The 20,409-nt window shown below is 61.0% G+C and carries 17 protein-coding genes and 1 tRNA gene; 9 read left to right on the forward strand and 9 right to left on the reverse strand.

Translation table 11 applies throughout. The features are described 5' to 3' along the window. Positions 1–22 precede the first annotated feature (22 nt). The gene (locus ACQ4V8_RS19295) at positions 23–1,738 is read right to left on the reverse strand and encodes a methyl-accepting chemotaxis protein (RefSeq protein ID WP_070346789.1); all 1,716 of its coding nucleotides are present in this window, start codon (positions 1,736–1,738) and stop codon (positions 23–25) included. Positions 1,739–2,592: 854 nt separating this feature from the next. On the opposite strand from ACQ4V8_RS19295, the gene fdnG reads away from it, so the two are divergent. From fdnG to ACQ4V8_RS19335, 8 genes are all read left to right on the forward strand, one after another. After that, the gene (gene fdnG / locus ACQ4V8_RS19300) at positions 2,593–5,664 is read left to right on the forward strand and encodes a formate dehydrogenase-N subunit alpha (RefSeq protein WP_080570662.1); all 3,072 of its coding nucleotides are present in this window, start codon (positions 2,593–2,595) and stop codon (positions 5,662–5,664) included. A 13-nt stretch (positions 5,665–5,677) separates the two neighbouring features. Beyond that, positions 5,678–6,601 (forward strand): formate dehydrogenase subunit beta, encoded by a 924-nt coding sequence (gene fdxH, locus ACQ4V8_RS19305; RefSeq protein WP_010399464.1) that lies wholly within the window; start codon positions 5,678–5,680, stop codon positions 6,599–6,601. Then, on the forward strand, positions 6,588–7,271 hold the full coding sequence (locus ACQ4V8_RS19310) for a formate dehydrogenase subunit gamma (protein WP_010399462.1): 684 nt from the start codon (positions 6,588–6,590) through the stop codon (positions 7,269–7,271). The genes fdxH and ACQ4V8_RS19310 overlap by 14 nt, the downstream gene beginning before the upstream one ends. Before the next feature lie 165 nt (positions 7,272–7,436). Beyond that, entirely contained in the window at positions 7,437–8,492 is a 1,056-nt protein-coding gene (fdhE, locus tag ACQ4V8_RS19315; RefSeq protein WP_436572017.1) for a formate dehydrogenase accessory protein FdhE, read from the forward strand. After that, positions 8,489–9,898, forward strand: a complete 1,410-nt coding sequence (selA, locus tag ACQ4V8_RS19320) for an L-seryl-tRNA(Sec) selenium transferase (protein WP_010399458.1) — start codon at positions 8,489–8,491, stop codon at positions 9,896–9,898. Before fdhE ends, selA begins: the two co-directional genes overlap by 4 nt. Then, positions 9,895–11,850, forward strand: a complete 1,956-nt coding sequence (gene selB, locus ACQ4V8_RS19325) for a selenocysteine-specific translation elongation factor (protein ID WP_010399454.1) — start codon at positions 9,895–9,897, stop codon at positions 11,848–11,850. The genes selA and selB overlap by 4 nt, the downstream gene beginning before the upstream one ends. 12 nt (positions 11,851–11,862) lie before the next feature. Next, positions 11,863–11,958: transfer RNA gene (locus tag ACQ4V8_RS19330), tRNA-Sec, on the forward strand. Between the two features lie 170 nt (positions 11,959–12,128). Continuing rightward, positions 12,129–12,842 (forward strand): substrate-binding periplasmic protein, encoded by a 714-nt coding sequence (locus ACQ4V8_RS19335; RefSeq protein ID WP_436572018.1) that lies wholly within the window; start codon positions 12,129–12,131, stop codon positions 12,840–12,842. Between the two features lie 10 nt (positions 12,843–12,852). Here the strand turns inward: ACQ4V8_RS19335 and ACQ4V8_RS19340 are convergent, their stop codons facing one another. From ACQ4V8_RS19340 to fur, 5 genes are all read right to left on the reverse strand, one after another. Beyond that, a complete protein-coding gene (locus ACQ4V8_RS19340) occupies positions 12,853–13,593 on the reverse strand; it encodes a GGDEF domain-containing protein (RefSeq protein ID WP_010399450.1) in 741 nt (246 codons plus the stop codon). A 3-nt stretch (positions 13,594–13,596) separates the two neighbouring features. Further along, entirely contained in the window at positions 13,597–13,995 is a 399-nt protein-coding gene (locus ACQ4V8_RS19345; RefSeq protein ID WP_010399447.1) for a DUF1987 domain-containing protein, read from the reverse strand. Positions 13,996–14,017: 22 nt separating this feature from the next. After that, positions 14,018–14,575 (reverse strand): SiaB family protein kinase, encoded by a 558-nt coding sequence (locus tag ACQ4V8_RS19350; protein WP_010399445.1) that lies wholly within the window; start codon positions 14,573–14,575, stop codon positions 14,018–14,020. Positions 14,576–14,639: 64 nt separating this feature from the next. Then, positions 14,640–15,854: a SpoIIE family protein phosphatase gene (locus ACQ4V8_RS19355; RefSeq protein WP_208760767.1), complete on the reverse strand. Its 1,215-nt coding sequence runs from the start codon at positions 15,852–15,854 to the stop codon at positions 14,640–14,642. Positions 15,855–16,274: 420 nt separating this feature from the next. After that, positions 16,275–16,712: a ferric iron uptake transcriptional regulator gene (gene fur, locus ACQ4V8_RS19360; protein WP_010399439.1), complete on the reverse strand. Its 438-nt coding sequence runs from the start codon at positions 16,710–16,712 to the stop codon at positions 16,275–16,277. A 374-nt stretch (positions 16,713–17,086) separates the two neighbouring features. Between fur and ACQ4V8_RS19365 the strand changes: the two genes are divergently transcribed. Then, on the forward strand, positions 17,087–17,701 hold the full coding sequence (locus ACQ4V8_RS19365) for an OmpW/AlkL family protein (protein WP_070346785.1): 615 nt from the start codon (positions 17,087–17,089) through the stop codon (positions 17,699–17,701). A 223-nt stretch (positions 17,702–17,924) separates the two neighbouring features. Here ACQ4V8_RS19365 and ACQ4V8_RS19370 read toward each other — a convergent pair whose 3' ends face one another. From ACQ4V8_RS19370 to ACQ4V8_RS19380, 3 genes are read right to left on the reverse strand one after another with little or no spacing between them, the layout of a single operon-like run. After that, positions 17,925–18,752, reverse strand: a complete 828-nt coding sequence (locus ACQ4V8_RS19370) for a MetQ/NlpA family ABC transporter substrate-binding protein (RefSeq protein WP_010399436.1) — start codon at positions 18,750–18,752, stop codon at positions 17,925–17,927. Between the two features lie 24 nt (positions 18,753–18,776). Continuing rightward, a complete protein-coding gene (locus tag ACQ4V8_RS19375; protein ID WP_070346784.1) occupies positions 18,777–19,451 on the reverse strand; it encodes a methionine ABC transporter permease in 675 nt (224 codons plus the stop codon). Beyond that, on the reverse strand, positions 19,444–20,253 hold the full coding sequence (locus tag ACQ4V8_RS19380; protein ID WP_010399432.1) for a methionine ABC transporter ATP-binding protein: 810 nt from the start codon (positions 20,251–20,253) through the stop codon (positions 19,444–19,446). The genes ACQ4V8_RS19375 and ACQ4V8_RS19380 overlap by 8 nt, the downstream gene beginning before the upstream one ends. Positions 20,254–20,409 lie beyond the last annotated feature (156 nt).

A 20,409-nucleotide genomic window follows, 5' to 3' on the forward strand; every position in this document is an offset into this window, starting at 1 on the left:
GCCACGCATCGATCTTCAGCGTTTAAAACTCTTCCCACTCGCCTTCGGCAGGCTTGGCTGCCTTGCTGTTGGCGCGTGTCACGGGCAGACGCAGGGCAGGGGCCGTAGCCTTGCGGGCCGCTGCGGCCGCGCTTGCCGTCGCTGCAGGCGTGCTGCGTTGCGCCGCTTTCATGCTGAAACGGTCGGTCGTCGCCGCATTGGCGTCCAGGCGGAAGACGCTGACCACTTGCGCCAGCTCGCTCGCCTGATCCTGCATCGCTTCGGCTGCGGCCGAGGCCTCTTCTACCAGGGCTGCATTTTGCTGAGTCACCTGGTCCATTTCGGAAATGGCCTGGTTGACTTGCTCGATGCCTGCGCTCTGTTCTTCGCTGGCGTTGCTGATCTCGCTCATGATGGATGTGACGAAGCCGATGCTTTGCACGATTTCCTCCATCGTCTTGCCGGCTTTGTCGACCAGGTCCGTGCCCACGTCGACCTTTTGCACGGAGTCGTCGATCAAGCCCTTGATTTCCTTGGCCGCCGCTGCCGAGCGCTGTGCCAGGTTGCGCACTTCCGTGGCCACCACGGCAAAGCCGCGGCCCTGTTCGCCGGCGCGTGCCGCTTCCACAGCCGCGTTCAGGGCCAGGATATTCGTCTGGAAGGCGATGCCGTCGATGACCGAGATGATATCGACGATTTTCTTCGACGAGGTATTGATCTCGCCCATGGTGGAGACCACTTCCGCCACCACGGCGCCGCCGCGGCTGGCGATGCCGGCCGCGTCGCCAGCGAGTTTATTCGCCTGGCGCGCATTATCCGCATTCTGCTTTACGGTCGAGGTCAGCTCTTCCATCGACGAGGCAGTTTCTTCCAGCGAACTGGCTTGCTGTTCCGTGCGCGACGACAGGTCCTGGTTGCCGGCGGCAATTTCTGCGGAAGCCGTGGCGATGGTGTCGGTGCCGCTGCGCACCTGGCTCACGATGCCGACCAGGCTGTCGTTCATGCTTTTCAGGGCCTGCATCAGCTGCCCTGTTTCATCGCGGCCTTGCACCGTGATTGTGCTGCTCAGATCGCCTGCTGCCACTGTTTCTGCCACTTTCACGGCGTCGCGGATGGGGCCGGTGATCGAGCGCGTGATCCACCAAGCGAAACCGATGCCCATCAGCACGGCCAGCAGGCCCATGCTGATGAGGAAGGCACGGGTGTCGCTATACGACTCGACGATGCTGGCGCCGACGGCGTCGGAAGCGTTGATCTGCATGGTGGCAAATTGCTTCACTTCGGCCAGGTAAGCCTTGGTGATCGGTGTCACTTCTTTGTCGAACACTTCCTTGGCGCCCGCCATGTCGCCGTCGGCCTTCATCTTGAAGGCGCGTGCGCGCGTCGTCACATAGTCGGTGCGCACCTTGCGCACCACCTTGAATTGCTCGATCACGCCCGGATTGCGCAATGCGGCGGCGATATCATCTTGCAGCTTGCTCGAGCGTGCCGCATCGACTTTGAGATCTTCTTCGATTTTTGCGCGCACGACGGGATCCGCAATTTCAAACGAGGCTACGCCGCGCACGCTGTTCACTTCGATGATCTTCGACCATTCGGCCACCATGCGCTGGTTCTTGATGCTGGTATTGAGCAGGCGGTCAGTCAGGGCGCTGGCCGTTTGCATGCGTACGATAGCGGTGACGGTCAAGGCGGCAAGCAGCAACAATACGATAGCAAAGCCGACGCCAAGGCGGCTGCCGATGTTCAGGTTTTTCATGTAATTCCTAACAGTTAATTGTCATGATCGCCGCCGCCCGCAGGGGCAGGCAGTCGCCGCAAGGCGCAGGGGATCGTGGTTTTCGGGTGCCGCATGGTGACATGGCGCCGCGCCGCGCAGTGCGCGCCGTGGAGGTAAAGCAAGGGGTGTGACGGCGTGGGAATGCTACTGCCCAGCTGAGGCGAGTATAGCATTGACGCACGGAAATAGTTTTTCAAACAATTTAAATTGCTTGTCGATATTTACTTCTTGTTGCTTTTCTGCACCAATTGCCTAGTCAATAAGTACTATCACTTACATGTTGCCTTGCCTTCCACCGCACTGCTTGATGTCCATATCATGACAATCAGGCATAGTCAGGCATCAGTCAGGGTCTTCTCTGCAGCAACAGCGCATGCGCGCAGGCGAGGCGATCACGAGTGCCGTACTGGGAGGCCTTGCCCCTGACCTTGGGTGTCACGCCACTCGCGGCTATGCCTGAGGAAAGCTTGCCGACTTTCACCGTGACGGCGTCGAAGGGCACGATTTGCGCGACAGTCTGTCGCTAGCCTGGCAGTTTGTTCGCATTCAAAAGTCGCTTGCGATCCTGGTTTTTCATCAGTGAAGAATTGTATGTGTGCGCACACTACCGGCTTGGAGTCATTGTTCGCGTAGCGATAGTGTTTTGAGTGGCCGCCTATTGCCTATGGAAAAATGTTGTCTATGTGCAATTTATTCGAGCACTCCAAGCCTTGACGAGATTTGAGGGGTAAAATGATGCCATGCGGAACAGGTATGGTGCTTATATCTTATTGATATGACACCGCCATGACACCGTATGACTTTTTATTTACTCACATCATAGAGGCCTGAATATGGTTCAGATGTCCAGGCGCCAGTTCCTTCGGGTAACTGGCGCGACCATTGCTGGCTCCAGCCTCGCCTTGCTCGGTTTTGCACCGGGCCAGGCGATGGCGGAAGTGCGGCAATACAAGCTGTCTCGCACGACCGAGACACGCAATACGTGTCCTTATTGTTCGGTAGGATGCGGCATCCTGCTGTATGGACTGGGCGACGGCGCGAAAAATGCCGTCTCCAGCATCATCCACGTGGAAGGCGATGCCGATCACCCGGTAAACCGTGGCACCCTGTGCCCGAAAGGCGCCAGTCTGATCGACTTTATCCACAGTCCGAGTCGCTTGAAAGTGCCCGAATACCGCGCACCCGGTGGCACGGAATGGCAACCGATCTCCTGGGATGTGGCGCTCGACAAGATCGCGCGCCTGATGAAGGATGATCGCGATGCCAACCTGATCGAAAAGAATGCCGACGGCAAGACCGTCAACCGCTGGCTCTCCACCGGCATGCTTGCCGCGTCCGCCGGCAGCAACGAGGTCGGTTACCTGACCCACAAGACAGTGCGCAGCATGGGGATGCTGACCTTTGATAATCAGGCGCGTGTATGACACGGACCGACGGTGGCAGGTCTTGCCCCGACGTTTGGCCGTGGCGCGATGACGAATCATTGGGTCGATATCAAGAATGCCGATGTGATTTTGGTCATGGGCGGCAATGCAGCAGAAGCACATCCTTGCGGCTTCAAATGGGTAACGGAAGCGAAGGCGCATAACAAGGCCAAGCTGATTGTTGTCGATCCGCGTTTTACCCGTACCGCATCCGTGGCAGATTACTACTGCGCCACGCGCACCGGCACGGACATCGTTTTCCTCGGCGCGATCATCAATTATCTGCTGACGAACGACAAGATCCAGCATGAGTACGTGCGTAACTACACTGACATGCCTTTCATCGTGCGCGAAGACTATGCGTTCGAAGATGGCCTGTTCTCGGGTTATGACAAGGAAAAAGGCAAGTACACCGACAAGGCCACCTGGGATTACGAGATCGGCGACGACGGCTATGCCAAGGTCGACCCGACGCTCGAACATCCGCGCTGCGTCTACCAGATGATGAAGAAGCACTACGCACGTTACACGACCGAGATGGTCGAACGCACGTGTGGCGTGTCGCCTGAAAAGTTCCACAAGGTGGCAGAGGCACTCGCCTCGACCGCCGTGCCAGGACGCGCGGGTACCATCTTGTACGCACTGGGCTGGACGCACCACTCGACGGGCGCGCAAACCATCCGCACGGGCGCCATGGTGCAGTTGTTGCTGGGTAATATGGGTATCGCCGGCGGCGGCATGAACGCCTTGCGCGGCCACTCGAACATCCAGGGCTTGACCGACTTGGGCCTGATGTCAAACCTGTTGCCAGGTTATATGACCCTGCCTAACGAGCGCGAGCAGGATTTCGATGCCTACATCGCTGCGCGCGCGACCAAGCCGCTGCGGCCTAACCAGCTCAGCTACTGGAGCAATTACCGCAAGTTCCACGTCAGCTTCATGAAGACGTGGTGGGGTGATTTTGCCACGGCCGAGAACAATTACGCCTTCGACTACTTGCCGAAACTCGACAAGCCGTATGACTTGATGCAAGCGATCGAGAACATGCATCAAGGCAAGATGACCGGCTATATCTGCCAGGGCTTCAACGTGCTGGCGTCCGCGCCGAACAAGCAGAAGGTCACGGAAGCGCTGTCGAAGCTGAAGTTCCTCGTCATCATGGACCCGTTGGCCGTGGAAACGGGCGAATTCTGGAAGCCGCACGGGCAATATCACGAAGTCGATCCGACCAAGATCATGACGGAAGTGTTCCGCTTGCCGACCACCTGCTTCGCCGAAGAGCGCGGTTCGCTGGTGAGCTCGGCGCGCGTGCTGCAGTGGCACTGGCAGGCGGCCGAACCGCCGGGCCAGGCGCGCAGCGACCTGGAAATCATGTCGGGCCTGTTCTTGCGCATGCGCACGCTGTACAAGAAGGAGGGTGGCAAGTTTCCCGATCCTATCGTCAACCTGACCTGGAATTATGCGCAGCCGCATAACCCGCAGCCGGAAGAAATCGCCCGCGAATTCAACGGCAAGGCATTGGCCGACTTGTACGATCTCAAAGATCCGACCAAGTTGTTGCTGAAGAAGGGCGAGCAGCTGGCCTCGTTTGCGCAATTGCGTGACGATGGCAGCACCAGCAGCGGTTGCTGGATCTTTGCCGGCAGTTGGACGCAGGCGGGCAACCAGATGGGACGGCGCGATAACAGCGACCCGACCGGCATCGGTCAGACGCTGGGCTGGGCCTGGGCGTGGCCGGCGAACCGGCGCGTGCTGTATAACCGTGCTTCGTGCGACTTGAAAGGCAAGCCTTTCGATCCGACCCGCAAGTTGATCGAGTGGAATGGCACGAATTGGAGCGGGGCCGATATTCCCGACTTCAAGGCCGACGAACCGCCGGAAAATGGCATGGGTCCGTTCATCATGCTGGGCGAGGGCGTGGCGCGTTTCTTTGCGCGTGGCGCCATGGCCGAAGGGCCGTTCCCCGAGCATTACGAGCCGTTCGAAAATCCGCTCGGTTACAACCCGATGCATCCGAAAAATCCGATGGCGACCAGCAACCCGGCCGCGCGCGTGTTCGCCGAGGATCGGAAAATGCTCGGTACGCATGAGCAATATCCGCATGTGGCGACCAGCTACCGCCTGACCGAGCATTTCCATTACTGGACCAAGCATGCACGCCTGAATGCCATCATCCAGCCGCAGCAATTCGTTGAAATTGGCGAAGAGTTGGCCAAGAGCATCGGCGTCGTCGCCGGTGGTGAAGTGCGCGTCAGTTCCAAGCGAGGCCACATCATCGCCAAGGCCGTGGTTACCAAGCGCATCAAAGCGTTGATGATCGAAGGCAAGCAGGTGCATACCGTGGGCCTGCCGTTGCACTGGGGCTTTGCGGGCGTGGCCAAGCCCGGGTATCTGATTAATACCCTGACGCCAGGCGTGGGGGATGCCAATTCGCAAACGCCGGAATTCAAGTCCTTCTTGGTGAAGGTGGAAAAAGCATGATGGGAGCTCAATAATGGCACTGCAATCCTTAGATATCCGGCGCCTGTCGGCTACCACGGTAACGCCGCCGCAAGCGCGCAGCCCGGTGACGGGCACCGTGGCCAAGCTGATCGATGTGTCGAAATGCATCGGCTGCAAGGCTTGCCAGACAGCGTGCATGGAATGGAACGACTTGCGCGACGAAGTCGGCGAAAACCATGGCACCTATGACAATCCGACGGACTTGACGCCGCAATCGTGGACGGTGATGCGTTTTGCCGAACACGAAGACAACGACGGTAACCTCGAGTGGCTGATCCGCAAGGATGGCTGCATGCACTGCGAGGACCCGGGCTGTCTGAAGGCCTGTCCGGCGCCGGGCGCCATCGTGCAATACACGAATGGCATTGTGGATTTCCACCAGGAAAACTGCATCGGCTGCGGCTACTGCGTGGCTGGCTGTCCTTTCGACGTGCCGCGTATTTCGAAGAAGGACGACCGCGCCTACAAGTGCACCTTGTGCTCGGATCGCGTGGCCGTTGGCCAGGAACCGGCCTGCGTGAAAACCTGTCCGACCGGCGCCATCCTCTTCGGCACCAAGGAAGACATGAAGGTGCATGCGGAAGAGCGTATCGTCGACCTGAAATCGCGTGGTTTCGAGAATGCGGGTCTGTATGATCCGCTGGGCGTGGGCGGCACGCACGTGATGTACGTGTTGCACCATGCCGACAAGCCGAAGCTGTATTCGAACTTGCCGGAACGCCCGCGCATCAGTCCGATGGTGGGCTTCTGGAAGGGCTGGTCCAAGCCGCTGGCAGTGGCCGGCATAGCTGCCACGGCACTGGCAGGCTTTTTCCATTACACGCGCATCGGTCCGAACGAAGTGAGCAAGAAAGAAGAGCACGAAGCCTTGGAAGAGGCCAAGCGTATCCGGGAGGAACAGCATGAATCACAGTGAACAGCAGAGTGAACATCACGATGGCAAACTGTTCGACAAGGATGGCAATCCCCTGATTGAACGCTACAATCCCAACGAGCGTTCCAATCACTGGGTCACTTCCATCACTTTCGTCATGCTGGCGCTGTCCGGCCTGGCCATGTTCCATCCTTCGATGGCATGGATGGCCAACCTGTTCGGCGGCGGGCAATGGACGCGTATTTTGCATCCGTTTGCCGGCGTGCTGATGTTTGTCTCGTTCGCGATCCTGGTGGTGCGCTTCTGGCACCACAACCAGTTCGAGGACGGCGACAAGCAGTGGCTGAAACAGATGGACGACGTGCTCAACAACCGTGAGGAAAAGCTTCCTAAGATCGGCAAATACAATGCCGGCCAGAAGATCCTGTTCTTCGCGCTGCTCGCTTTCATGGTGGGATTGTTGCTGTCTGGCATCGTGATCTGGCGCGCGTATTTCGCGTTCTATTTCCCGATTCCCGTCATCCGCGCTGCCGCCTTGCTGCACGCTGTTTGTGCCTTCGGTATCATCTGCGCCATCATCGTGCATATCTATGCGGCGCTGTGGGTCAAGGGCTCGATCGGCGCCATGGTGCGCGGCACCGTCACTTACGGCTGGGCGCGCAAGCACCATCCGAAGTGGTTTGAGGCGGTAATACGCAACAGCAAGGATTAACGGTTTTTTGCTTAAGTAGCCCAAGTGCAAGAGCTGGGGTCAGACCCGTCGGGTCTGACCCCGGTTTTCCTTTGCGGCTTGCGTTGCGCTATATCGATTAAAATACTTTTACAGCATAGCCAACTCCGCTGGCTCTGCTTTGCCTTTTTTGATGGGAAAACTCCATTGGTACAACGCATTCTTCAGCCAGGCGAAATCGAAGGCCTGGACCACAACGCGATTCCGCGCCTGCTGCTGCCGCAGCCTGACAGCCTGTTCAAGGCCCGCGCCTTGCGCTTGCGCGAGTTGGCGCAAGGCAATATCAAGGGCATCCCCGTCGACGCGGGCATGCAGGGCTACCTGGTGCTGATGGCCGCGCTGGCCGACGCGCAGGCCGCCGTGGTAGGAAAACTGGCGCCTGGCGCCGTGCCTGCCGCCGATCCCGACGCGCTGCGCCGCGCGATGCAGCACCGCATGCCCGTGTTGCCCGTCAACGGCGCCCGTCCACCCGTGTGGCGCGACATCTTTGCCAGCGTGCTCGATGAACTGGCCGTCACGGCAGCGAGCGTGCCGGCATTGTCCGCCGGCTTGACGCAGGTGCTGCTCCAGTTGCGCGCGCTCGACGCGTCAGCGCTCGATGCCTGCGCCGATGCCGTGCTCGATGAAAACGGCGACAACCTCAATCCCATGCACGCGCCCTTCGTTGCGGCAGCGCTGCAAATCCTGTGGTCGGTATCGGCCAGCGAACTGCGCGCCGCGCGCGTGCCGGACCTTGAAACGGGTACCCTGTGTCCGGTGTGTGGTTCGCATCCCGTCGCCAGCGTGATCCGCATCGGCGGCCAATCGCAAGGCTATCGCTATCTGCACTGCGGTATCTGCGAAAGCGAATGGCATATGGTGCGCGTGAAGTGCTCGACCTGCGAACACAATGGCAAGATTGCCTATCAGGGCCTGGACGCGGCCGAAGCGGCACCGTTCGACCCCGTGACGGCGAAGGACGAAAAATTGCCCAATAAGGCGAATGATCCCAAGAAGGTGGCGCGCGCGGAAACCTGCGAAGACTGCCATACCTACCGCAAGGTCTTCAATCAGGAGCATGACTACAACGTCGAGCCGCTGGCCGACGACCTGGCCAGCCTGATGCTCGACCTGCTGGTGGGCGAAGCGGGCTACCAGCGCGCCAGCGGCAATCCGCTGCTGTGGCTGGGCAAGAGCGAAAGCGGCGAGGACGTGCAGCCATGATGACAGGGCAAACCGTGCGCCTGCCGTCGGTCGACCGCATCCTCGGTGACGCGGCTTGCCTGGGCCTGATTGCGCACTATGGCCGCGTGCAGAGCCTGGCCTGCGCGCGTGCCGTGCTGGCCGAATTGCGCGCCGCCATGCTGGCCGGTGCCGTCTGTGAAGAGGGCGCATCACTGGCTGCCATCGTCGCGCAAATGGCCGAACGCCTGCAGGCGCAATCGCGCTCGCAGCTGCGCGCCGTGTTCAACCTGACGGGCACCGTGCTGCATACGAATTTGGGTCGGGCGCTGCTGCCCGACGCCGCCGTGCAAGCCGTGGTGGAAGCGATGCAATCGCCGATGAACCTGGAATTTGACCTCGAGACAGGCAAGCGCGGCGACCGCGACGACCTGGTCGAGGAGCTGCTGCGTGAACTGACGGGGGCCGAAGCGGCCACCATCGTCAACAACAATGCCGCCGCCGTGCTGCTGATGCTCAACACTTTGGCACAGAACAAGGAAGTCATTGTTTCGCGCGGCGAACTGGTGGAAATCGGCGGCGCCTTCCGCATTCCCGACGTCATGACGCGCGCCGGCGCCGTGCTGCGCGAAGTGGGTAGTACTAACCGCACCCATCTGGACGATTACGCGGACGGCATCAACGAGCACACCGGCTTGCTGATGAAAGTGCATTGTAGCAATTACGTGATCACCGGCTTCACGAAAAGCGTGGAGCTCGACGAACTGGCGCCGCTGGGTGCAAAACACGGCGTGCCGACGGCGGTGGACCTGGGCAGCGGCACATTGCTTGATTTGGTTCAATACGGGCTACCGCATGAAACGACGGTGCGCGAAACGATAGCGGCGGGCGCCGACCTGGTGACGTTCAGCGGTGATAAATTGCTGGGCGGCCCGCAATGCGGCATCATTGTCGGACGCGCCGACCTGATTGCGAAGATCAAGCGCAACCCCCTGAAACGCGCGCTGCGCGTGGGCAAACTGACGCTGGCGGCATTGGCTCCGGTGTTGCAGCTGTACCGCGCGCCGGACTTGCTGGCCGAGCGCCTGACCACGTTGCGCTTGCTGACGCGGCCTGCGGCCGCCATGCGCGCGCAAGCCGAGCTGCTGCTGCCGGCGTTGCAGCAGGTGCTGGGAAAAGCCTACGTTGTGACGGCCGAAGCCATGAAAAGCCAGATCGGCAGCGGCGCCTTGCCCATCGACCAGCTGCCCAGCTTTGGCCTGGCCATCCGCAGCGTGCCGGGCTCGCGCCTGAGTAATCCATTGGGAACGCTGGAACAGCGTTTGCGCGCCTTGCCATGTCCCGTGATCGGGCGCATTGGCCAGGAGGCGCTGTGGCTGGACCTGCGCTGCCTGGAGGCGCCGCACGAGACGGCTTTCATCGCGCAGCTCGCCGGGTTATCCGCATGATCGTCGGTACCGCTGGCCATATCGACCATGGCAAGACGACGCTGACGCGCGCGCTGACGGGCGTGCACACGGACCGCCTGAAAGAAGAGCAGGCGCGCGGCATTTCGATTGAACTGGGCTATGCCTATCTGCCGCTGGCGGACGGCACGGTGCTGGGCGTGATCGATGTGCCTGGCCACGAAAAATTCATCCGCACCATGGCTTCCGGCGTGACGGGCATCGACTTTGCCCTGCTAGTGGTGGCTGCCGACGATGGCATCATGCCGCAGACGCACGAGCACCTGGCTATTTTGCAGCTGCTCGGCGTGGGGCGCGGCGCCGTGGCGTTGAGCAAGGTCGACCGCGTTGACGGCGCCCGCGTGGCGCAGGTGACAGCCGACATCGAGGCGCTGCTGGCCGGCACGCCGCTCGCAGGCAGCCCGGTTTTCTGCACCGCTGCCAGCGGCGACAACGATCCCGGTGTGGCTGCCTTGCTGGCGCACCTGACGCAAGTGGCGCACGACTTGCCGCAACGCGACGAGCGGCGCTTGTTCCGCCTGGGCGTGGACCGTGTGTTTACCTTGTCGGGGCAGGGCACCATCGTCACCGGCACGGCGCTGGCCGGCATGGCCAAGGTGGGGCACACGCTGCAGCTGGTGCCGGGCGGCACAGGCGCGCGCGTGCGCAGCATCCATGCGCAAAACCGCGCGGCGGACACGGGCGTGGCGGGCCAGCGCCTGGCGCTGAACCTGGCCGGCATCGAGCGCGAGCGCATCGAACGGGGCAACTGGATCGTTGCGCCGCAACTGGCACAATGCTCGGAGCGCCTCGACGTGCAACTGACTTTGCTGCCCGACGCGGGCGTGCAATTGAAAGCCTGGTCGCCGCTGCACGTGCACTTGGGGGCGGCGCACCAGGTGGCGCGCGCCGTCATGCTCGATGGCGTAAGCTTGGGGCCGGGGCAGACGGGCAGGGTGCAGCTGGTGTTCGACGCACCCATGCACGGCGTGCCCGGTGACCGCTTCGTCGTGCGCAATGCGCAAGCGACGCAAACGGTGGGCGGCGGTATGGTGCTCGATCCGTTCGGCCCCGCGCGCAAGCGGCGCAGCCCGGCCAGGCTTGCCTGGCTCGATGCTCTGGCAGCCTTTGTCGCGCACGGCGACTATGCGGCGCTGCTGGCGCAAAGCCCGCTGGGCTTGCGCGAGTCGCTGCTGGTGCGCCTGTCGCTGCTGCCGGCGCACGCCATCGCGCTGCCGCCCGATACGCGCCGCATCGCTCTGCGCGCAAACGATGCCCTGCTGCTGGCGCCGGCGGCGCAGGCCGCGCTGGAAGAGCGGCTACTGGCCGCCCTGGCGGTGTTCCACGCGCGCGCGCCCGATGAGGCAGGGCCGGAACTGTGGCGCTTGAAGCGCATCGTTGACGCGGAGATGGAAGACGCTTTGTGGAGCCACCTGGTCGAAGGCTTGCTGGCGCGCGGCGAGGTGCAGGCGCGCGGTGCCAGCCTGCATCTGCCGACGCACAGCGTGGAGCTGACGGCGCAGGAGGCGGCGCTGGCCGAACCCTTGCTGGCGCTGTTGCTGCAGGGGCGCTACGATCCGCCGTGGACGCGTGACCTGGCGCGCGACTTCGGCCTGGCCGAAGATGAAACGCGCCGGCTGTTGCGCAAACTTGCCAAGGCAGGACAGATCAGCCAGGTGGTGCACGATCTGTTTTATCACCAGGCGGCGCTGGCCGAGCTGGCGCAACTGGTGCGTAGCCTGGCTGAAAAAGCCGAACAGGAAGAAGGTTTGCCTGCCGGCAATGGTGCCGTGGGTGCCGCCACCTTCCGCGACGCTAGCGGCCTGGGCCGAAAGCGGGCGATCCAGGTCTTGGAATTTTTTGACCGCGTAGGTTATACTCGCCGTGTTGGCAATGGGCATTTACTGCGCCCGCAGGCGCTATGGTCCTACACTGCAGACTTGCCCAACAGCTAGTTCAGGTACCGCGGAAAGCACACTCATCCGGTGATGTGGCCGGGCTTCAAACCCGGTGGAGGGCGTCAGACGTTCTCCCGTAGGTTCGACTCCTACTGTTTTCCGCCAGTGATTCTTCTTTTCCCTTTCCCCCTGCATGGTGATCGTAGCGGCGTTGGCGTGTTGCGACGCGGCGCCCATGCATGCTGTGATTGAAAATATGCAACGATGTTGCTGCGGGCCGATGCTGACATCGGCTTGCATTGACTGTAGCAGATGAAAGCAAGCATGAAACAAGCATGAAACAAGCAAGCATGGCATGGCTGCTGGCAGTGACGCTGCTGATGCCGGTGCTGGTCGCTGCTGCCGGCCTGCGTATCGTCGGCGAGCACCTGCCGCCAGCGAGCATGATGGAAGGCGATGTCGTCGTCGGGCGCGAAACGGCGAAGGTGCGCGACATCATGGCGCGCGCCGGTATTGCTTACAGTATCGAATTGCTGCCTTGGAAGCGCGCCTATGCGCAGGCGCTGCGCGAGCCCGATACCTGCATCTTTTCCACCACGCGCACGCAAGAGCGCGAAGCGCAATTTCGCTGGATCGGCCCCCTCAACGAAGCGCAGTGGATATTGTATGGCTTGGTCGAGCAGCATCGGACGCTGCATACCTTGGCCGATGCGCGTGGCTTGGTGATCGGCACGGTGCTGGGCGACGCGCGCGACGACTACCTGCGCCAGCGTGGCCTGAGCGTCGCACCCGTGACGCAGGAGTGGCTCAATCCACAAAAACTGCTGCTGGGGCGCATAGACCTGTGGGCCGTGAGCATGGCACCGGGCAGCAAGCCGTTTGCCGGCAAAGAGTGGCAGGGCAAGGTGGAGCCGCTGCTGACCTTTAATCGCGTGCAGACCTACCTGGCTTGTAACCTCAAGGTGCCCGAGGCGCAAGCGGCTGCCATGCAGCGCGCCGCTGCCGCCATGCAGCGCGATGCCAGCATGCTGCGCGAGCACGGCCGCTAGCGCCTGCGCTTCAACTCTCGAGCCACTGGCGCACGCAGTTGCGTCCTTCGCGCTTGGCCTGGTACAGGGCCTGGTCGGCATGGCTGTAGGCCGTCTCGAAGGCCGTGCCGGCGCGGTTCAAGCTCACGCCCACGCTGACGGTGATGGGCCGCGTGATGGGCGCCGCATGGCGCTGGCGGCCGATGTTATCGCAAATGCGCTGCGCCACGGCCAGCGCATCGTCGCGCGAAGAGGTCGGCCAGACCACGGAAAATTCTTCACCACCGACCCGGCCGATAGCCGTTTCCTGTCCTAATAACTGCTTCAGACAGTCGACCACGGCCTGGATCACGCCGTCGCCGGCCGGGTGGCCGAAATCGTCGTTGACCTGCTTGAACAGGTCGATGTCGAGCACGATTAAGGCCATGTCGCCGTGCGCCAGGCAGCGCGAGGCATGCTCGATCACGGCGCCGCGGTTCAGCGCCCCCGTCAGCGGGTCGTGCGTGGCGCGGTATTCGAGCTGTCCGGCCAGGGTTTGCAATTGCCGGTTCAGCAAATGCATGTCGCGCTCGGCGCGGTCGCTGCGGCCGATCAGGCGCCGCGTCTCGCGCATCAGCCGCTCGTAATGGATGATCAATTCACCGAGCACGCGGCGCTGTGCCTCGCCGCTGGCATGGGCGTCGGCGTGCATGCGGCGCGCGGCGGCCAGCGCCGCCGCTTCCACTGTAAACAGGTCGGGCGCCAGTTCGGCGTCGGAGAGGGCGGCGCGCATGCTCTAGCTGCCCTGCACTGGGTGGTCGCAGAAATCGAGCGCGGTAAAGTCTTGCTGCAGCTCTTGGCCGAATTCCAGGATGGTGTCGTCGTCCTCGTCGTGATACCAGTTCAGGCGCACCTGGTTGCCCTCTACGGCCGCCTGGTTCAGGGTGTCGAACAGGGTAAACAGCATCTTCGTGCTGGAGCTGTTGAAGTAGGCCAGCGAGACGTTGACGGTGATGCTGCTCTCGCAGCAGCCGTCGAGATAGGCGCGCACGGCGGCGATCAGCGGGCCATAGAAGGCGGCCGCGTTTTCCGGATACGACTCGCCCTTGATCGACAGGGTGTGCTGCTCGAAGCGGAAGTCGATTTCAGGCGAACTCGGGGTCGCGGCGATGAACAGTGGTGACGGTAATTGCATATGCTTTCCTGAGGCGGCTCTTTCAGATGATGGCTTTGATACAGAAGATGGTGTGTCTCGGCTCCTGCGGATCCGGGGCGAATTCGAATTCCAATGGCTCGCTGGCGTCGCGCGCCATGGTGAGGAAGCCCAGGCCCGCCCCTTTGCTGTCGGTCGGCGTTTCTTCGCGCAGGGCCTTCCTGTAGGCGAGGCGGATTTCTTCCATCGTCATGCTGTGCAGCGGTTCCAGGCGGGTGCGGATCTGCGCCACATTGTCCGTCGAGACGGGGTTGGCGCACAGCAGAAAAAAACTGTCGTCGTGCGTGCCGATGCAAAACGAGCCGCGCCGCATCTGTTGGTCCAGTTGGGCATCAGGCGTCAGGCTGTCGGCCGAATAGTGCATGATATTTTGCGACATCTCAATGAACGAGGAAAAGATGCGCCGTCGCGTGGGCCCGGCTGCGCCGGCCGTGTCGAGGCGCGCCTTGATGGTTTCGGAAATGGCGCTGACCACGTGCTGCGAGAAATAGCCCACGTAAAAAAAGATGATGTTGCGCTTGCGCGCCACATCCCAAAACTCGTTGAATTCTTCGTACAGCACGTGCGTGCTCCTGGCTAGCCGGTGACCCGGTTTCTTGTTAATAAGGTGGCTCGATGGCGCCCAACTACAGGCGGAAACAGAAAAAGGTCAGGTCGTCGCGTCGCGGCTGTGCTCCTTGCCAGGCGGCGCTGTCCTGCAGCAGCGCTGCCGCCACGTCGCTGGCGCGGGCGTCACGCTGCGCCAGCAGCAGCTCGCGCATGCGCCGCTTGCCGTAGGCGATGTCGCGCGCGCCGCCGATTTGGTCAAGCAAGCCATCGGTCGTGATGAACAGCAGGCTGCCGGCGGGGATGGCTAGCGTTTCCTTGTGCCAGCAGTAGCTGGCTGGCGTGTCGACATAGCCCACGCCCATGCGCGCGCCGTCGACGGTGCGCACGGCCTGTGCGCCCGGCGCCACCAACTGCAGCGCCAGTTTAGCCCCCGCGAAATGCAGGTTGGCGCTGGCCGTGTCATAGCACAGGAAGGCGCAATCCATGCCGTCGTTCGAGCCTGCGTGGCCGGTGTTGCCGCAGCTGGCGCCGTCCTGGCCCAGCAAGGTCTTGATGGCGCGGCTGACGGCGCCGATCAGGGCGGCCGGATCGTGCGGTCCCAGTTCACGCAAGGCCTGGCTCAGGGCCGACGAGGCGATCAGTGTCATGAAGGCACCGGGAACGCCGTGGCCCGTGCAGTCGGCGATGGCGGCAAACCAGCCGCCTGCATGGCGTTCGAAGAAGTAAAAATCGCCGCCGACGACGTCGCGCGGCTGCCATTCCAGGTGGGCGTCGGGCAAGGTGAGGCGCAATTGCGCGTCGGAGCTGCGCAGCAGGGCGCGCTGGATCACGCTGGCGTAATCGATGCTGTGCATGATTTGCCGGTTCTTTTCGGCCTGCATGGTGGCCACCACGTTCATCAGCTGCAAGCCGAAGCCGACGCCGGCCAGCGCGCCATCGTTGGTGATGATAAAGCCGTCGGCGAGTGCCTTTTCGCCTGCTTCCACGGCACGGAAGGTGAGGTCCTCGATGCTCATGGCGCCATCGACGATCAGCGGCTCCTTGTCCATGAAGGCGATGCAGCTCTTCTTGCCGTACACCTCATGGTAGAAAGGTTTGGACATCTGCGACATGAAGATGTTGCGGCTGATCAAACCAATCGGCTTCTGCTGCTCCGTAACGGGTAGGCTCATCATGTCGCGCCTTTCCGTAAACAGCTCCAGTACGGCGAAATTGCTGGTGTCGGCCTGCACCGATTCCGTGGCAATGCACAGATCAAGCGCGACTGAGGTGCGATAACGGGGAAGATGCAATCGAGAAGCGTTGAACTCCACAGCGGCTACCTTTACATGACGATCGGGCCGTTGTTGTCGCGAAGGTGTGGCGACTGACAAACAGGCAATGTGATCATATTAACCTTTGAATGTGACGGCTTGATTACAAAATTGTTAAAATAGTATGCAAGATGGCTGCATGGCAAGCCGTTGCCGGGCCTGCAGGCGCCGGGCCAGCGCCTGTGCCTGTGCCGGCCAGCGCGCCCGCTGCTGCGTGTAGACGCGGCAGGCGCCGGGCCAGCGCACGTCGCCCGTCAAGCCCAGCGTTTCATCATGGCGCTAGGCCTTGGGCGAGGTGCCCGCCATGCGGGCGATTTCTCCGATGTACATGCTTGTTCTTTGTCGAGCTTGTGCGCAGTGTGGCGCAGGCAAGCGACCGAGCTACGCTGCGCGCTGGCCTCAGGCGCGGCGCGGTGGAATGCACTTTGCCGTGCACTCGGCGCAGGTGCCGTATAGCGACAATGCGTGCTCGTGGAGCACAAAGCCACGCTCGGCGGCTATTTCGTTCTGGCGCAGCTCGATGCCGTCATCGACGAATTCATCGACCTTGCCGCAAGCGGTGCAGACCAGGTGGTCGTGGTGCTGTCCTTGATTGAGCTCGAAGACGGCATGGCCCGATTCGAAATGCCGGCGAAACAGGATGCCCGCTTCGGCAAACTGCATCAGCACGCGGTAGATGGTGGCCAGGCCCACGTCGATTTTTTCAGCCAGCAATAGTTTGTAGACATCGTCCGCACTCAGGTGCTTGATTGTGCCTTCTTGAAACAGCTGCAGAATCCGCAAGCGCGGGATGGTCACTTTCAAGCCCGATTCACGCAGTTCCCTCAATATATCCATGTCTCCCATTCCTTGTTGTGATCGCTGAGCGAGGTACGCCATTATATCGCAAATGATAATCATTACTATTCTCATTTGTATCGTACGGACGCGCAATAGCATGTGGCGCAGGCAGGGGCGCATCGATTGGCCGCGGCGCAAATGACGATTGCGTAGCGGGCCATATTTGCTGTGCGGGCGCGTGTTTGGCGGCTCGGGCGCCAGCCTGGTCAGTGCGCTGTTTAATTTTTGCAATGCCGCATTTTTTTGATCTGGGCAAAGAAATAAACCCTAGATTGATGCCATCTAGCACTATTTGATGTGGATCAAAGTTTTTGTTGCACTGCACTCTTAGACTTTGCAGCGTTACTTAACGATAAAAAGAGGGAACTAGAATGAAGAAGTCCGCAACTGCAGCAGCAATCGTCCTGGCCGCTATCGGCGCATTGGCCGGCAATGCAATGGCGCAGGAAAGCCCATGGCTGGTGCGCGCACGCGCCGTGCACATCGATCCTGCGAATAAATCTACGCCTGTTGGTGGCGTCGGCGCATCGGACCTGATCCATGTCAGCAGCAAGACGATTCCTGAAATCGATATTTCGTATTTCTTTACGCCGAATATCGCTGCCGAGCTGATCCTGACGTATCCGCAAAAGCATGACGTCACCTTGTCGGGCCAAAATATCGGCACGTTCAAGCATCTGCCACCGACGCTGTCGCTGCAATACCACTTCATGCCTGAAAAACAGTTTAGCCCTTACGTGGGTGCGGGCGTGAACTACACGAATATCTCGGCTGTCAAAATTCCTGGCCTGCGCCTGGAACACGATAGCTGGGGCTACTCGCTGCAAGCCGGCGTCGACTACAAACTCGACAAAAACTGGTCCTTGAACTTCGACATCAAGAAAGTGCAGATCCGCAGCGATGTATTGACCGCTGCTGGTGCCAAGGTCAGCGAAGTCAAGATCGACCCTGTCCTGATTGGCGTAGGCGTCGGCTACCGCTTCTAAGAACACCCATTAAAACCTACTGCGCGTCGGAATTTGCGCTCTGCGATGCTCACTGTACCTTCGTACAGTTGCGCTTCTCAAGCCAACGGGGGCGCCGAGCCTTCCTTCCGCTCGCTACGGTTTTGTTAGGCCTTGCAAGTGTTGAAGATACTCGCGTAGCGCGGGAAAAAAAAGGACGGCCGGGTTTGCACCTGGCCGTCCTTTTTGCATTGTTTGCGCCGCTTTATTTTTTCGCCGTCTTTTCCAGCGCCAGCTGGTAATCGGTCTTTTCATAGCCGGCCAGGTATTTGTTCGTCGCGTCGAGGAAGGCGCGCGAACGGTAGGCCGCTTCCAGGTCTTTGACCCACGGTTTGGCCTTGTCGGCCGTGCGGATGGCCACCAGGTTGATGTAGCTGTCCGAGATTTTTTCCACGGCGAGAGCTGAGGTCAGCTTCATGCCGGCGGCCTGGGCGAAGTTGCCATTGACGAAGGCATAGTCTGCATCTGCCAGCGAACGGGGCAGTTGCGCCGCTTCCAATGGCACCAGTTTCAGCTTCTTGGTGTTTTCCAGTACGTCGCGCTCGGAAGCGCGCAGCGGATCGACGTTCGGTTTGAGCTTGATCCAGCCCATCTTGGCCAGCATCACCAGTGCGCGCGCCTGGTTGGTCGGGTCGTTCGGCATGGTGACGGTGGCGCCGTTCTTGACGTCGGCCAGCGTCTTTTGCTTGCCGCCGTACAGGCCGATCGGCATGGTAGGCACGGTGATCAATGCGCTCAGTGGCAGCTTGTTATCGGTGGCGAACTTGGTCAGGTAGACGATGTGCTGGAACACGTTGGCGTCCAGCGAGCCTTCGGCCAGCGCGTAGTTCGGCTGCACGTAGTCGTTGAATTCGACGATCTTGACCTTGTAGCCCTGTTTTTCCAGGATCGGCTTGATGCCCAGCTTCAGCTGGTCGGAATACGGACCGGAGCTGGTGCCGATGACGAGTTCTTTCGGGTCCTTGGCATGGGCGGCGGTGGCGAAAGCGAGGCTGGTAGCGGCCAGGAGCAGGGTGCGGCGAATGTGGTTCATAGGTATCCTTGTTTCTGAATTGGATTAACGTTTGTCGAGGCGCTTGGCGATGCGTGTGCCTGCGAACTGGATGGTTTGCACCAGCACGATCAGGATAGCTACGGTTACGACCATGATGTCAGTCTCGAAGCGGTAGTAGCCGTAGCGGATGGCCAGGTCACCGATGCCGCCGCCGCCCACCACGCCTGCCACGGCCGAATACGACAGGAAACTGATCGACAGCACGGTCAGGGCCAGCACCAGGCCGGAGCGCGCTTCCACCAGCAGCACGCGCAAGATGATCTGCATTTCCGAGGCGCCCATCGCATGCGCTGCCTCGATCACGCCGCGCGGCACTTCGCGCAGATTTTGTTCCACCAGGCGCGCCAGGTAGGGAATGGCGGCGAACGACAGCGGCACGGCAGCCGCCAGCGGGCCGATCGAGGTGCCCGCGATGATGCGCGTAAACGGCGTCAGTGCGACCAGTAAAATGATGAAGGGAAAGCTGCGCACGGTATTGACCAGCCAGCCCAAAATCATCGACAGCGGCCGGTTTTCCAGTGACTGGCCTTGCGAGACGAGAAACAGCACAATGCCCAGCGGGCCGCCGATCAGGATGGCGGCGGTGAGGCCGATGCCCAGCATGGTCATGGTCTGGCCCAGCGCCACCCAGATTTCCGGCAGCAGGTTGATGACGTTTTTGATCGATTCTTCAAACATGTGTTGCATCCTTCCATGCGGTGGCTTCAAACGCCTCGGTGCCGTAATACGCCAGTTCGCGTCCCAGCGCCGTCTTGCGTGGGGTGGCCGTGTCGCTCAAATCGAATTGTTCGGCGATGGCACCGTTTTCCACCACGGCCACGCGATTACAGATGGCGCCCAGCACCGACAGCTCATGGCTGACGATGACGATGGTCACTTTCAAGCGCGCATTGATGTCGCGCAAAGTGTCGAGCAGGGCGCGCGTAGTTTCCGCGTCCAGCGCAGACGTCGGCTCATCGCACAGCAGCACGTCAGGATGGCTGGCCAAGGCGCGCGCAATCGCCACGCGCTGTTTTTGCCCGCCCGACAACTGCGCCGGATAGCTGTGCAGCTTGTCGGACAAACCCACCAGCGCCAGGCATTCTTCGACGCGGGCGGCGATTTGCGCGCCCTTGGTGGTGCCATGGATTTTCAGGGGGAAGGCGACGTTGTCGAAGACGCTGGCGTTTTGCAGCAAATTGAATTGCTGGAAAATCATGCCGATGTTCTGGCGCGCGTCGCGCAATTCGCTCTTGCCCAGGCCGGTCAGTTCGCGCCCGGCCACGGTAATGGTGCCGCTGTCTGGACGCTCGAGCAGGTTAATCAGGCGCAGCAAGGTCGATTTGCCGGCGCCGCTCTTGCCGATCAGGCCGAAAATATCACCGGGATAGACTTCCAGCGTGACCGATTTGACCGCGTGGAATTGTTCGCCCTTGGGCAGCGCGAAGGTCTTGTTCGCGCCATCGATGCGAATCACCGGCGTACGGTGTGGTGTGGTCATGCAGTGTTTCCTTTTTTATTGGACCGTGACAGGCTTGCTTGCGGGGGCCAAATCGCCCGGCCTGCTACGTCGGTTGCGTAGTATACCTCCGTTTGTGTTGTTGCTCCTACGACAGAATCTTGCTTTGAATATGCAAATAATGTCTATATGGATTTT

The sequence above is a fragment of the Janthinobacterium paucivorans genome, assembly GCF_051380805.1.
In the GTDB taxonomy this organism is placed as follows: domain Bacteria; phylum Pseudomonadota; class Gammaproteobacteria; order Burkholderiales; family Burkholderiaceae_D; genus Janthinobacterium; species Janthinobacterium lividum_D.

Excerpts from the sequence above, each read along its gene's own strand:
- ACQ4V8_RS19345 (WP_010399447.1), bottom strand. The coding sequence starts at position 13,995 with ATGCAATTACCGTCACCACTGTTCATCGCCGCGACCCCGAGTTCGCCT.
- ACQ4V8_RS19370 (WP_010399436.1), bottom strand. The coding sequence starts at position 18,752 with ATGAACCACATTCGCCGCACCCTGCTCCTGGCCGCTACCAGCCTCGCT.
- ACQ4V8_RS19295 (WP_070346789.1), bottom strand. The coding sequence starts at position 1,738 with ATGAAAAACCTGAACATCGGCAGCCGCCTTGGCGTCGGCTTTGCTATC.
- ACQ4V8_RS19335 (WP_436572018.1), top strand. The coding sequence starts at position 12,129 with ATGAAACAAGCAAGCATGGCATGGCTGCTGGCAGTGACGCTGCTGATG.
- ACQ4V8_RS19380 (WP_010399432.1), bottom strand. The coding sequence starts at position 20,253 with ATGACCACACCACACCGTACGCCGGTGATTCGCATCGATGGCGCGAAC.
- ACQ4V8_RS19310 (WP_010399462.1), top strand. The coding sequence starts at position 6,588 with ATGAATCACAGTGAACAGCAGAGTGAACATCACGATGGCAAACTGTTC.
- fur (WP_010399439.1), bottom strand. The coding sequence starts at position 16,712 with ATGGATATATTGAGGGAACTGCGTGAATCGGGCTTGAAAGTGACCATC.
- selA (WP_010399458.1), top strand. The coding sequence starts at position 8,489 with ATGATGACAGGGCAAACCGTGCGCCTGCCGTCGGTCGACCGCATCCTC.
- ACQ4V8_RS19340 (WP_010399450.1), bottom strand. The coding sequence starts at position 13,593 with ATGCGCGCCGCCCTCTCCGACGCCGAACTGGCGCCCGACCTGTTTACA.
- ACQ4V8_RS19365 (WP_070346785.1), top strand. The coding sequence starts at position 17,087 with ATGAAGAAGTCCGCAACTGCAGCAGCAATCGTCCTGGCCGCTATCGGC.
- fdxH (WP_010399464.1), top strand. The coding sequence starts at position 5,678 with ATGGCACTGCAATCCTTAGATATCCGGCGCCTGTCGGCTACCACGGTA.
- selB (WP_010399454.1), top strand. The coding sequence starts at position 9,895 with ATGATCGTCGGTACCGCTGGCCATATCGACCATGGCAAGACGACGCTG.
- ACQ4V8_RS19375 (WP_070346784.1), bottom strand. The coding sequence starts at position 19,451 with ATGTTTGAAGAATCGATCAAAAACGTCATCAACCTGCTGCCGGAAATC.